General features: G+C 41.4%; 11 protein-coding genes. 8 read left to right on the top strand and 3 right to left on the bottom strand.

What is annotated here, in order from left to right; all coding sequences use genetic code 11:
• Window positions 1-64: 64 nt before the first annotated feature.
• Window positions 65-2,464, bottom strand: coding sequence for a discoidin domain-containing protein (locus BM176_RS15685; RefSeq protein ID WP_090104612.1), 2,400 nt, complete (start codon window positions 2,462-2,464; stop codon window positions 65-67).
• 383 nt (window positions 2,465-2,847) lie between these two features.
• Here BM176_RS15685 and BM176_RS15680 point away from each other — a divergent pair, with 383 nt between their 5' ends.
• From BM176_RS15680 to BM176_RS15670, 3 genes are all read left to right on the top strand, one after another.
• The gene (locus BM176_RS15680) at window positions 2,848-3,348 is read left to right on the top strand and encodes a hypothetical protein (protein ID WP_090104610.1); all 501 of its coding nucleotides are present in this window, start codon (window positions 2,848-2,850) and stop codon (window positions 3,346-3,348) included.
• A 106-nt stretch (window positions 3,349-3,454) separates the two neighbouring features.
• Window positions 3,455-3,886 carry a hypothetical protein gene (locus tag BM176_RS15675; protein ID WP_090104609.1) on the top strand — a complete coding sequence of 144 codons (432 nt, stop codon included), beginning with the start codon at window positions 3,455-3,457 and terminating at the stop codon, window positions 3,884-3,886.
• Between the two features lie 5 nt (window positions 3,887-3,891).
• Entirely contained in the window at window positions 3,892-4,497 is a 606-nt protein-coding gene (locus BM176_RS15670; RefSeq protein ID WP_090104607.1) for a DUF6915 family protein, read from the top strand.
• Between the two features lie 530 nt (window positions 4,498-5,027).
• On the opposite strand, the gene BM176_RS15665 is transcribed toward BM176_RS15670, so the two are convergent.
• Window positions 5,028-5,807: a DUF4382 domain-containing protein gene (locus BM176_RS15665; protein ID WP_090104605.1), complete on the bottom strand. Its 780-nt coding sequence runs from the start codon at window positions 5,805-5,807 to the stop codon at window positions 5,028-5,030.
• A gap of 361 nt (window positions 5,808-6,168) precedes the next feature.
• On the opposite strand from BM176_RS15665, the gene BM176_RS15660 reads away from it, so the two are divergent.
• The 5 genes from BM176_RS15660 (at window position 6,169) to BM176_RS15640 (ending at window position 11,616) form a co-directional block, all read left to right on the top strand.
• On the top strand, window positions 6,169-6,648 hold the full coding sequence (locus BM176_RS15660; RefSeq protein WP_090104603.1) for a hypothetical protein: 480 nt from the start codon (window positions 6,169-6,171) through the stop codon (window positions 6,646-6,648).
• 26 nt (window positions 6,649-6,674) lie between these two features.
• Complete coding sequence (locus BM176_RS15655; protein WP_090104602.1) at window positions 6,675-7,487, top strand: hypothetical protein; 813 nt, start codon at window positions 6,675-6,677, stop codon at window positions 7,485-7,487.
• Window positions 7,488-7,689: 202 nt separating this feature from the next.
• On the top strand, window positions 7,690-8,325 hold the full coding sequence (locus BM176_RS15650; protein ID WP_090104600.1) for an ABC transporter ATP-binding protein: 636 nt from the start codon (window positions 7,690-7,692) through the stop codon (window positions 8,323-8,325).
• The gene (locus BM176_RS15645; protein WP_090104598.1) at window positions 8,322-9,443 is read left to right on the top strand and encodes a hypothetical protein; all 1,122 of its coding nucleotides are present in this window, start codon (window positions 8,322-8,324) and stop codon (window positions 9,441-9,443) included. The genes BM176_RS15650 and BM176_RS15645 overlap by 4 nt, the downstream gene beginning before the upstream one ends.
• A 262-nt stretch (window positions 9,444-9,705) precedes the next feature.
• Window positions 9,706-11,616, top strand: a complete 1,911-nt coding sequence (locus BM176_RS15640; RefSeq protein ID WP_255373518.1) for a sialate O-acetylesterase — start codon at window positions 9,706-9,708, stop codon at window positions 11,614-11,616.
• Here the strand turns inward: BM176_RS15640 and BM176_RS15635 are convergent.
• Window positions 11,613-13,184 (bottom strand): RagB/SusD family nutrient uptake outer membrane protein, encoded by a 1,572-nt coding sequence (locus tag BM176_RS15635; RefSeq protein WP_090104594.1) that lies wholly within the window; start codon window positions 13,182-13,184, stop codon window positions 11,613-11,615. The two genes, BM176_RS15640 and BM176_RS15635, sit on opposite strands and share 4 nt — an antisense overlap.
• Between the last annotated feature and the right edge of the window lie 8 nt (window positions 13,185-13,192).

Here is a 13,192-nt window from a genome sequence, read left to right as displayed (position 1 = left end):
GAGGTCGTATCATGCTTTGATACGACCTCATTTATTATATTAAAATCAGTGATAAAAATAATCTTTATTCTACCACTATTTTCTTCCTGGCATCACCTAATGAAATAATATAAATTCCTTTAGGCCATTTAGAAACGTCTATTTGAGTCATACTTCCGCTCACCTTAGAGAAATATGTCTGCTGGCCTGTCATACTATAAATTCTTAACACAGACTGAGAGGTTGTGCCTTTATATTTAACAGTCAGTACATCTTTCACCGGATTCGGAGATACAATTATTGAAACCAGGCTTTCATTTAAACTGGTTTTCACTGGACTAAGCGCGATTGCATTCTGCTTCGCAGATGACGGTTGTGCTGCATACACCTCAAATTCCCAGATTGAATAACCATATACAGTTGCTCTTGTTACTCCATACATCCTTACATAACGGGCGCTAACAGCAGGGAAGCTAGGATCCTCTGTGCCGCCAACTCCTGCTGTTACTGTTTTCTGTACAGTCCAGTTTACATTATCGGTAGATGTTTCAATGCGGTATGATGTAGCATAAGCATTTTCCCATTTCAGGACAACTCTTGAGATATTCTGAGCTGTGCCAAGATCAACAGCTATCCATTCATTATCCGTATAAGCGGAAGACCAGCGTGTTGTAGTAGCATTTCCGTCAAAAGCTTTCGCAGCTTCAAAACCGGCTTCCTCTACTGAAGATGCAGTAATGGTTTTGTTGAGCGCTATATTACTATTACTTGTCTGTAAAGTAAAATTAACCCAGTTGAGGTTAAATTCGGCAGTATCTACAACGATGCGCATTACTTTCTTACCGGTTGTTAAAGAAGGAGTTGTAACGCTAACGGTTGTATATGTTTGCCAGTCGCCCGTATTTGGAACTGAGATGTTGCCGGAAATGTTCTGGCCATCAAGCTCAATATGGAATGATTTTCCTGCGGCTGTGGCGGCTACTCTGGATTGAAGCGTATAAGCACCCGCAGTAGTGATGTTGACAGTATATTCAACCCACTCTCCTGCCTGTACGTAACCAAGATTATATCCACCTTCATTGGCGGTTCCCAGATCCACAGTTTCTGTGGTACGGTATTGACCTCCTAAGTTGGTGCTTGTTAAATCATGGTAAGCTACTCCTTCACCACCATTATCATAGTTTTCAGCTTCTATCTTCCCAGGGATAGCTGATGCTGTACCACTGTAAGGTGTTTGTGAAACGGATGTTGCGCCATACACTTCCAGTTCATAAATAGAATACCCATAAGTAGTAGCTCTTGCAGTACCGTAAATTCTCACATAACGACCATTACCAACTAATCCGGTATTGTCATTTACGAGTGTAGTATTACCGGTAACAGATTTCACCGAAGTCCAGGTAGTAGCATCTGTTGATACCTGAATCTCATAGGCAGTTGCATAAGCCGCTTCCCAGGTAATTTTTACTCTATTGATATCATAACTGGCTCCCAGATCTACATACACCCATTGTGGATCTGCAAAAGCAGAAGACCAGCGTGTGGAATAGTTACCGTCTGTGATATTGGCTGCCACAACGCTTGTTGTTGAATTTGGTTCAAGAGAAGAAGCGGTAACAGGTTTGTTAGTCGCCAGGTTCTGTGGAACAGGAGTACCGCCTTTACAAATAGATCCTAAAGTGTTGTAAATGGAATTGATATCGCCATATTCAGTAGCGATATCCCAGATCATTATTCCACCTGCTGTAGTTTTCGCGAGATTGGATTTCCAGACATGTTCAGCAGTGGTATTATCAGAACTGTAAAATGGTACGCCCAGCATTCTTTTGCTTTGCGGCACACCACGTGAGGTCCAGTAAGACATAGAACTGCTGGCCAGGTTATTACCGCCATAACACATAATATTCACCAGGTCTAACATAGTAACGTTATCATAGTGATCTCCGTTATTACTGGCACTTTCTGATACGGCTGCAGTAAACAGTTTGCCCATACCATGAAGTTTAGTACCAAGAACAGTGGCCAGATTATTCCATTTGGTTTTTGTTGTTGGATACTCCCAATCCAGGTCAATACCATCCAGGTTGTATTGAGTTACAAGGTTACCACAAACAGTTGCCAACTGATTTATAGCAGTGGTACTATTTGCAATAGTTTCAAAAGGAGTGTTACTCGGTGATGAAGATAACCAGCCACCAATTGACAAAAGCACTTTAACATTGTTAGCGTGTGCCCTGGTAACGAGGTCTGTCAGTACAGAAGCATTATCAATACCCATATTCCCGTTATTATCAGGAATTGAAAACGCATAGCAAATATGGGTGTATTTGCTGTAGTCAATTTTCGATGGCGTATTGATATAATAGTTACCACCGGCTACCCAGGAGGGATAATACCCCACAATATTGTAGCACGACAATTGGGCGAAAGTTACCCTCGATAACATCATGAGGGCAAAAAGAAATAGCAATTTGGTTTTTTGCATAATTAAAAAATGGTTTAATGGTTATGAAAAGATTAAGGGTAGACTATTTGAGAGATTCAGCTGAAAGCTGCGGGTCTAAGTAATTGCCAGGTATATATGGCAATAGGTAGTATTCATGGTATAGATTTCCAAGTCAGTTATTTTGAGAGTGAATTATTGTGTGAATTTATAAATTATTTGTATATAATCTAAGGTTTTTAATCGCTATTTATATAGAAAGATGATTGTCAGATGTTTCGGTTCTAAATTTTAAGTAACGATTGAATTACTTGCTTATCATTTATAGCAGTTGGATATTTACTTTACCGGTTTTCATGGTTCATTGATAAAATGGGGACTGAAAAATATTATATTTTAGCTTTAGAAAAATATCACATCTTGCTATGAAAAGCCTCTTTATTATTTATACAATGCTGCTCTTTTCAGCCAGCAGCCAGCTGAAGCAGGCAAAGCCGACTATTATCTCGCTCAACTACCAGCAAAAAGATATCCAGTTACAATTCGATACCTTATTTAATCATCAGCAGACGGATTCCGGTGTATACAAAGGTTTCATTGAACAGGCATTAGCTAACTGCCATCGAAAAACTGACAGCACCTCCACTATCACACAGGATGTATTTTCCAGCATGTATCTTAACTTTACCAGTGGTCAATACGATTGTGTGACGACTACCGTATTCAAGTTTCCTGATGGGACGATTTCTGCAACCGGTGTATTAAGTCGCCCCCCTGGCGATACAATTGCTCCTGATCATGATTTTCCAATTACAGATGGCAGTGCCGCTTACAAGAATATTTCCGGTACATACACCCGTAAATATAAGGATGGCGCATACTACGTAGAACTTCAATATTATAAGTTGGAACAAGAAAATCAGTAGATGAATCATAGACATGAGAGGGGGTGATTTAAAATCATTAATTTATTACATTTGTATTGATATTCTTATAATATGCAACTTTATTTTTCGCTAACAAATCCCTGATATGCCTCAGTACGCAGTACACAAGATTGGTTTTTTCTATACAGATGATTCATTTGAAAAAGTAAATGAGAAAGGTTCTATAGTTCTCCTGACAGACTCTCTGGCAAAGGCACGTCAGGCCAAAGAAGATGCCGACGTTGAATCCCTGATGAATATCAGAGAGATTAATTTGAATGAGTTTTTCCTTGATCATCCCAAACAACACGAAGTATACAAGTCGTTAGAGATCTTCTACAAAGAGGAATTTCAACTTGACATTGAGCGTAGGTACTCCATTTTTCTCCCTCCGGAAATATCTTCAGCACAAGCAGTAGAATTACTATCACTGATGGATTTGAGTTTCCATAACATCATTGAATATGCAGACGGTGAGGAAGTAAATATGGAAGAGTTTGATCTGGATAAGTATGAAGGAGAAATAAGTCAATTTTAGTACTTATGAATGCTTACGTTCATTCTCAGATTTCCGTTAAACGGCGCGGTGGAGTCATTGATGATTATTTACCTGTTCATGATTTTATGGATTGCACTAAAGAATTGTGCAGTGATAACCGGCACAGGATACTACATACACTTTGGGGCATTCGCCGGGTGGTAGTACCTGTTTTTGGACAAACAATTCTTAACAGCGATCACAAACTCGTGAACGTGAAAGATCTCTGCGAACAGGATCATATTTTACCCGATTACAGGAACAGATTCATTCCTACTCTTGCAGACTTTGCCCGTGCTATAGAACCTTCAACCGGAGATGAAGAACTGTTGAAAATGTTTGCTAAACGTTATGAAGCAGACATTGAGTTATCTGAACTTCTCTTATCTCCTCTCAGCACTACTGGTAATATCCGTTCCCTGTTCTTTACTCATAATTCCTGGTTCCTGAATGAGATTGTTCCTAAGGTACTGAAGCGGAAAGCAGAAATCAGAGATTTTGAGATTGCACCATCTGATTTTTTCGATAGAATGAATTTTCAACTATGGATGGATAATGGTAGTAGTATTCCTCCAAGTGCGGTAAAAACAGCCGGTAAAATAGTTGGGTAAATATTTAATAGTGTAACCGCCTTCGTTATACAACTTGTTGCATCAATTACAGTATATTCATTTTCTGTATAACGAAGGCAGGAGAAAAAAATGGGGGGTTAACATTTTCAGGTTTTCAATAGGAATAGGACTAAGGTAATAGGAAAGAGCTTGCAGTTATTTTGCTTCGCTCTCTAATAATTTGATTGGAAATAGTATTTGTGTGTGTGTTATTGCATATGTTTATTGTAGTAGTATTATATTCACGATTACATTACAAAAGTAGTAGTTGTAATCTGTTCCCCATATCCCTGAAAAAAGGTATTTTACCTGAGAGCCCCAAAACTAGCCGGGCAGATTTCATTTAGGCTTATCATTTACGAACGAATTAGTATTGATTACTAGTAGGTTGAGTTTGTTTCCTCACTCTGATTTATTAATTCGTGGAGTCGTTACTGCTATAGTTTAATTTTCAACGAAAATATAACCTGTATAATAGAAAAGAGCTGGACTTAATAGCCAGCTCTCCTTATTAGTTATAAACAGTTAAATTAATGCAACTGCACTGTGCCTAAATCAGAAACCTGACCTACAGTAACGTTTACACCATTAACCGTAGTATCGTTTAATGGTGCGGCCGCATCAATTGAAATGGTATAAGAGCCGCTGCTGAGGCCACTGATCAGGAAGCCTCCTGTTATCAGATCCGGTTTAGCTGAAGCAATGGTATCGGTATTTTGTATGGCATATATCCAGTTAACTCCTGTTGCGGGCAGTGTAATACCTTTCACAGAACCACTGGTAGCCTGCGCATAGGTACGGATAACTGGCTTCAGAATGTAAGTACCACCACCGGTAACTACAATCGAACGTTTGGCATCAAAATCAATCCATAATTTATATTCTATACCAGCTTCCAGTTGTGCATGAACATTTAATTTTAATCCTGATTGCTGGCTGGAAGGTGTTTCCAATGGATAAGAAGCTCCGTTGATTACAACACTGTTATTGGAACCTAATATCAGTCTGATCTGGGATATTTTCCCTGCCGGTATTTCGGCCGAAGCTAATACAGTGTCAAGGCCATTCCTGAATTTAAGCAGGTCATATACTCCCGGACGTAATAGATTTATTGATTGCCATCCACTTGCTGTATCTGTTGTAGTATTCACCTGGATGTCCTGAATATCTATTAAAACAGCATCGTAAGTGGACGGATCATCAGTTAGATAAACACTTAACCGGGATTTGCCTGAGTTATCATTGTCCTTACTGCAGGCTGCGATAAATAACATTGCCATAAATAATACAGCTAAAAGTGGCTTTTTCATTAATTGTAGGTTTAATTTTAGTAACCAATTAGCAAGTTGTGTGCCAATTCATCGAATTCTATCATACTTTCAACCAATTACACTTGTAATTAAAATATTATTTCAGAAAACGAACTTAATCTGACGTGAGTTTGAAGGAGTTATATTAAGACATGGAGCGGCACTCAAAAGCAGAAATTTCTACTTTTGAGATTTCCCGGTTTGGGTTCCATTAACGTTAGTTAGGTTTTCTATGCATGTAGACCATATGTAGTAGTTGCTAATTCGTAGTAATAACCTTAAACTCCTATTTTTGAGGCTTCTAACAAAGTGGTTAGGTATTCATGGAAAATAAAAATACGGACTTAAGCCAACTAGCATTATGAATAAAGAAGCATTTGACCTTTCCTTTCAGGAGACGGATAAATTAATCCTGTTTCACGAAAGCATATATTGTCGCCAGGAATTTCCGGTTTTTCAGAAATATAAGGTTCAAATTAAGATGAAGCCGGAGAATGCTGAAAAGGTAAAGGATATTGTTTCCTCGTACAATGATCCGCGGTATGGTGAGCGCGTTCTGATGTTTATAACAGTAAGAGAAGATGAAATTGAACTTTACACTGATACTGTGTATAATCCATACTATGCCTATTACTCCTGTATTGCTACGTTAGCGGAGTGGCTGGAAAATGCAACATTCTTTCTTTATTTCAACGAAGAAAATGATGAAGGGGAACTTCGTTATGTCGTTGATAAATATGTGATTACGGATGGTGTTTTGGATTTTAACAGGGACTACACGGAATATGGTGAAGATGATGATAATTACTGGAATAGAATAGATGTTAAAAGAAATTGCTAACAGTTCTAAATCAACCAGGCAGTAGTATGGATTTAGAAAGTCAAAAGAACCCGCTATTGGATTGGCCACTTGTGATCGAATTTATCAGGCAGCGCGCCCCGGCGTTCCTGTCACAGTTGGTGGGAGTACCGGACGAGGTCATCTCGACTCTGATCGCCAACCGTGACGTAATGCTGCCTGCCTCCTATGTGGAATTCCTACGACTCATGGGCATCAATAGCAATGGCTACTTCCCATTTGGCGGCATGCAGGATCACACCTTCCCTTCCATCATTGAGCGCTTCGAAGACGACGAAGAAGACGCTCCGCCAGCCGGCCGTTTCTTCCCTGTAGCCATCGAAACGGACCTTTCAATGGATCCACTGTACGACCACTACCTCGATCTGCAACGCGGTAACGGTAATGATGCACCACTCGTAATGCTGGAACCGGGCGTTCCGTTCAAATGGCAAACACCGATTGAGACCAGCGAAACCTTCAACGAACGTATTACCAAAAGTGTATTCTGCCGCTTTCAGCTGCACAACTGTACCGAACGCGATGTGGTGGCTATGGGTGGTGGTAAGTTACAAGCCGGTGGAGGCAGTACCGCATTACAGCAGGCACTGGCACTGCTACAACGTATCGGGTTCACTCCTGCCCTGCCGCTGCTGGGTCGCGTTGTCTGTGTGCAGGCAGGGCCACTCAGCGTGCTCGCCGGGGTCAATGAGGAATACGAGCTGCTGACAATGCAACTTGGAGGCAATAACTCACTGGCCGTAAAGGAACTCGCCGATCAGTTGCTTAAGGATCTGCCTGGCGCAAGGCAGCCGGCTGGTCCTCGCAACAAGAAGAAATAAAGTAGTTGTAAAGACATTTGAAACAGAATTACATGCAAAAAATAAGGTTAATATCTTGAATTTATTCAGGCGCAGGTAGTAAGAATCTTCAAAAAGGGTGTATGGCTTTTACCCAAAAGACTTTAACATAATTTATAATATTCAAACAGTAAATTGCAATTGGAAGAGCATTTAGTTAACTTCTTTTAGCTTATTACCATTTATGTTGCATTTACAACAATTTAAAAAGTACTACCATCACCGTTTGGTACTCGCCATTGATAACCTTCGTATTACGCCTGGTATCTATTGGATTAAGGGGGTAAACGGCTCCGGGAAAAGCACCCTATTAAAAGCATTGGCAGGAATTTTACATTTTGAGGGAGATATAGTACTGAATAATTGCCTTAATGTAAAGAACCAAACAAGAGCATATCGTAGCCTGGTTAATTTTGCAGAAGCTGAACCCATCTTCCCTCCTTACCTCACCGGCCGGGAAATGACGGAGCTTTTCATCAGTGCTAAGAACGGCACACCAGCCCAGGCAGAAGATTATATCAACAGTATGCAGATGCAGGATTATATCAACGATCCTGTGAGCACCTATTCCAGTGGAATGCTTAAAAAACTTTCGCTGGTACTAGCCTTCATAGGAAATCCTTCTCTTATTCTGCTGGATGAACCACTGATAACAATGGATAGCGCCTCTCTACTGGTCTTGTATAAATGGATAAAGGACAGTCATGCGGCAGGAACCAGCTTTTTATTATCATCCCACCAGGTACCAGAGGAAGGCAGTCTGGCCACCACTGGTACATTGCTGGTAGCAGCACAAACCCTTAAACTGGTGGAACCATGAAACAGCCGCTTACTGTCGTATTAACCCGGATCTTTACCAATGGATTCTACAGAATGCACGCAGGTTTGTTGCTGTTTATGTTTGTCACATTCATCAGCTACTGCTTTTTTATCAATACACTTGGGGCAATACCGCAGGATTTCTTTTCGTACTTTCAGCAACTGATCACCATTACACTGGTCAGCAATCCGCTGATCATGTGCCTGTTCTTTGTGGTTTGCCTGATTTATAATATTAAGAGCTGGCAGTATGTCGCATTGCAATTATCTGGTACAGCCCAACAGTTTATTTATTACAGCAGTACTGCCATGAGCCGCCGGAAGCAGTTCCTCAGCTGGTTCTATATGCAACTGCTTATTAATATACCTGCATTTGTATATGCAGTATTTGCGCTTTGTATTGGCCTCATCTGGCATCATTACGTACTACCATTAGTGATACTCAGTTATCTGCTGCTACTTACCATTACAGGCGCCTTGATCTATGTGCAGTTGGCAAACCGGTTTGCAGACACTCCGCATACCACAGTATTCCTGAAACTAACCGGCCGCTGGAAGAAACCACTTTTCAGTCTTTTCATTTACCATATACTCGATAAACGCAAGCTCACATATGTAATCACCAAAGCATTCACTGCAATTATCATCAGTACTGGCATGTTTCATCTATTTGAAACGGGGCCAAATGATCTTCGGACTTCTGGTACAGTAGTATTGATGATTGCCCTTGTGCATGCTTTGCTTATTTACCAGGAGCATCATTTTGAGAAGGATTATCTGAGTTTCATGCGTAACTTCCCCTACAGCAGAACACGCATTTACTTTTATTCCATTCTCACTCATATCATCCTGTTATTACCTGAATTCACCTGGGTGATAACTGCTTTCAAACCCTTAACAAGTATAAGTTTATTGTTGCTGGGCATCAGCATAATACAACTATTGCGCAGCATTTGCTACCGGTCCGGCAACAGCATGCAAGTTTACCTGCCTGCTTTATTTGGTATGTTCCTGCTGCTGTTCTGGGGGATCATGTATGGCTGGGTATTATGGCTGATACTGGTAAATTTCTTTTTCTCTATCGTACTTTTTTACCGTGGTTATTACCGGCAGGATTAGGCCGCGGCAATAGGCTATACTTTGAAAAAAGTACAGCCTATTGCTATTAACAATAAGTTTATGGTCAGGGCATTAGGTTTAGACAAAACTTCAAAAATTACAACCGATTGTGTAACTTTTTTTTTAAGTTTACTTATCATAAAGCACACATACGCGAATTGTATTAATAGCCCACTTTCCATGATATGAAAATAAGAATTGTAACTGGTGGAGAAGTCAGGAAACTACATTCAGCAAAAGAACGTGCTTTCAGATAATTCTTATGATGAGAAAAATACTGTTCCTGACAGGCATCTTATTCCCCGCGCTGCTTCTCCAATCAGCCGCTCAGGTGCGGCTTCCAAGGCTGGTGCGCGACAGCATGGTACTACAACGCAATGTACCGGTAAACCTCTGGGGCTGGGCCTCACCGGGAGAAGCCATTAGCATCCGCTTTTGTGGAAAACGTTTCAAAGCGACTACGGCCAATGATGGCCGATGGTTTGTAAAAATGCCTCCACTCCAGGCTGGCGGACCATACACAATGAGCATTGATGGCAGCAACCATATACAATTGAACGATATATTGGTTGGCGATGTATGGGTATGCTCAGGACAATCAAACATGGTGCACCAGATGCAACTGCATAGGGAACGCTATGCTGATGACATTGCAAATGCCCAATATCCGGAAATTCGTCAGTTCCGCGTATCAACCATGACAGATCTGAAAACAGCTCATGATGACCTTCCCACAGGCTTCTGGAAGGCAGCCACTACACAGGATGTAAGTGATTTTTCTGCTGTAGCCTATTTCTTTGCAAGAAATATTTTCCGTCAATACCATGTTCCAATTGGATTGATCAATGCATCTGTAGGTGGTACACCCATTGAAGCATGGACAAGCGAAGACGGATTACAGGAGTTTCCATCCATCACAGCTACTATCCGGAAAAACAAAGATTACTTCCGTCCGGCAGTGGTAAATAAAGATACTGTTACACGGGATGCAGGACTGATCAATCGCCCGGAATGGTATAACCCGGACTATATTCCTATGCACTGGCGGCAGATAAATATCCCAGGTTATTGGGAAGACCAGGGTGCCAATGAGCTGAATGGTACCGTATGGTACCGGCGGGAAATAGATGTGCCGGTATCTATGACTGGCATCCCCTCAAAACTTAGCCTTGGAAGGATTGTTGATGCAGATGTAGTTTACATCAACGGGCAACAGGTGGGAAACACCACTTATCAATATCCGCAACGACGTTATCAGTTACCTGCAGGTACTTTGAAAGCAGGTAAAAACCTGATCGTTGTACGCGTTACCAACTATGGAGGGAAAGGAGGTTTTGTACCTGATAAACCTTATTATCTCAGTGCCGGTAAAGATACACTGGACCTCAAAGGAACCTGGTTTTATAAAGTTGGTGAGGTTAGTACAACTACCGCCAATAATGGGATCCAGGCACAGGAAAGCCCAACTGCATTATACAATGCCATGCTTGCACCTCTCACCTCCTATCCTATCAAAGGTATCTTATGGTACCAGGGAGAAAGTAATGCAGGCGATCCTGCCGCCTATGCCCAACTGCTGCCAGCATTAATAAGAGACTGGAGAAACAAATGGAGGGAAGGCAATATTCCATTCCTCTATGTGCAGTTGCCTAATTTCATGGATGTGCAGTACCTACCTTCGGAAAGCAACTGGGCTGCTACCAGGGAAGCACAGCGTAAGGCACTTGCATTGCCTAACACTGGTATGGCAGTAACCATTGACCTCGGAGAATGGAATGACATTCATCCGGACAGGAAAAAGGAAGTGGGTGACCGGCTGGCGTTACTGGCGAAGAAAATGGCATACAACGAACAGCAGCTTGTTGCAACAGGCCCGCTTTATGAAAACGCAAAATCAGACGGTAATAAGGTCATTATTTCTTTTTCATCCACAGGTAGTGGTCTGATTACAAATGATGGAGAAGCACCCGCCCAGTTTGCCGTTGCGGGTGCTGATAAAAAGTTTGTGTGGGCAAACGCACGCATTGAAGGTAATACTGTGATTGTATGGTCGAACTCGATCCCCTCTCCCCGGTATGTACGTTATGCCTGGGCTGATAATCCTGACAATCCTAACTTATCAAACAGGGAAGGCCTGCTGGCCTCCCCTTTTGAAATTAATATTCCAAATTAATATCCTGGGTTTTGTTTGTCGATGCCGCCTGCACCGAGTTTCGGGTTATTATCAATTTCCTGCTGAGGTATTGGTAATAACTCGTCCCTGTTTTTCCTGAAATAACTTATCGGATCTGTTGTATAATATCCTTTTTTGCGCCATCTCAGAATATCACGGTTACGCACTTCTTCATCTCCCAGTTCTACTGTTTTTTCATGCATAATAGCTTTGGTAACCTCATCTTTATTGGACGCAGGATATTTCGCAGTTGGATAATGTGGCATGGTAACTGTCGGTCTGTCCCTCACCTGGTTTAAGTAAGCAACAGCAGCAGCCGTATTGCCAAGTTCATTCTCACATTCAGCAAGCATCAATAACACTTCTGCATAACGGATCATACGCTGGTTATTACCTCCGGGATGATAAGAAGCCGTAGAAAGACTCTGCTTATAGATAATCATAAATTTACGCCAGCTCACCTTTTTCGTTACGCCATCCACTATAGAAGAATTACCATTTTGCATACCGTCTGTAAGTACAGATGCATCATTATTAAACTTATCGCCCGTTTCATAAACGGTTGCTTTATAGCGTGGATCTGTTTTAGCAGCCCCCGTTGCTGTATTTTCAAATTCATTCAGGAATCTGTCGGACGGGATAAGATTTCTCCACGCAAGCGGACAGTACTCCTGATTACGTATAGTCGATTGGGCAGTACCTGCCCCGTCACCTGTGCCACTCCAATCAAAAGAGTTATCACCTTTATCAACATAAACAGCTTCCCAGATAGACTCTGCATTGAATTCCGTTTCTTCCAAAAAGTTATCGCTATAATTGTTAGTAAGTTGATAGAGACCAGAGCCTGTCACTTTTAACAACGCTTCTTTTGCAGCAGCATAATCACCTTTTTGCATGTATACTCTGCCGAGCATTGCATTGGCTGCGCCCGAAGTAATCTTACCTTGTTCTGCTGAGGAATAAGTCGAATTTAATACGGCAGCAGCGTCTTTTAAATCCTGTATAATCAGGTTATAAACTGTATCTTCTGCTGCTCTTGACTGGAATTGATCCGGAGTGCTTACCACCTGTTTATATACAGGTACTGCTCCCCAAAGGCTTACCAGTTCAAAATAAGCCCAGCTTCTAAAGAATTTTGCCTGGGCTACGCATTGATCACGAACAGCATCATTGTCAGTAACATTTGCGGCGCTGCCAATCACTGTATTTGAACGATGAATAACAGTGTAAAGACCGTTCCATACACTATTCATTACCGCATTATCTGAGGTAGTTGCACCATTCAGAATTTGTGCACGGGGTACCTCAAGCTGGCCACCACCGGAAGATACATCATCACTTCTAAGGTCATTCAGGAAAAACCATTCCCGTCCTACCAGGCTTCCGCCATGAAATGCAGAGTAGATGGCATTAGTACCCTGCTGTAATTCACTGCTATTTTTAAAGTACTTGTCAAGCGTAGCATAACTCGGATTTGTTTTATCTAAATCTTTATTACAGGCAATGGTCAGTCCTGTTATTAACAGGCTGGCTATAATTACATTCCTGTAAGCGTTATTTTTCTTCATGATTGTTC

Source organism: Chitinophaga sp. CF118, assembly GCF_900112615.1.
Classification (GTDB): domain Bacteria; phylum Bacteroidota; class Bacteroidia; order Chitinophagales; family Chitinophagaceae; genus Chitinophaga.
The sequence above is the reverse complement of the archived record's forward strand: the minus strand, read 5'-3'. Positions and strand labels throughout refer to the sequence as shown.

Bases quoted from the DNA above. Each gene is read 5' to 3' on its own strand.
- BM176_RS15660 (WP_090104603.1), top strand. From the start codon at position 6,169: ATGAATAAAGAAGCATTTGACCTTTCCTTTCAGGAGACGGATAAATTA.
- BM176_RS15665 (WP_090104605.1), bottom strand. From the start codon at position 5,807: ATGAAAAAGCCACTTTTAGCTGTATTATTTATGGCAATGTTATTTATC.
- BM176_RS15655 (WP_090104602.1), top strand. From the start codon at position 6,675: ATGGATTTAGAAAGTCAAAAGAACCCGCTATTGGATTGGCCACTTGTG.
- BM176_RS15685 (WP_090104612.1), bottom strand. From the start codon at position 2,464: ATGCAAAAAACCAAATTGCTATTTCTTTTTGCCCTCATGATGTTATCG.
- BM176_RS15640 (WP_255373518.1), top strand. From the start codon at position 9,706: ATGATGAGAAAAATACTGTTCCTGACAGGCATCTTATTCCCCGCGCTG.
- BM176_RS15680 (WP_090104610.1), top strand. From the start codon at position 2,848: ATGAAAAGCCTCTTTATTATTTATACAATGCTGCTCTTTTCAGCCAGC.
- BM176_RS15635 (WP_090104594.1), bottom strand. From the start codon at position 13,184: ATGAAGAAAAATAACGCTTACAGGAATGTAATTATAGCCAGCCTGTTA.
- BM176_RS15670 (WP_090104607.1), top strand. From the start codon at position 3,892: ATGAATGCTTACGTTCATTCTCAGATTTCCGTTAAACGGCGCGGTGGA.
- BM176_RS15675 (WP_090104609.1), top strand. From the start codon at position 3,455: ATGCCTCAGTACGCAGTACACAAGATTGGTTTTTTCTATACAGATGAT.
- BM176_RS15645 (WP_090104598.1), top strand. From the start codon at position 8,322: ATGAAACAGCCGCTTACTGTCGTATTAACCCGGATCTTTACCAATGGA.
- BM176_RS15650 (WP_090104600.1), top strand. From the start codon at position 7,690: ATGTTGCATTTACAACAATTTAAAAAGTACTACCATCACCGTTTGGTA.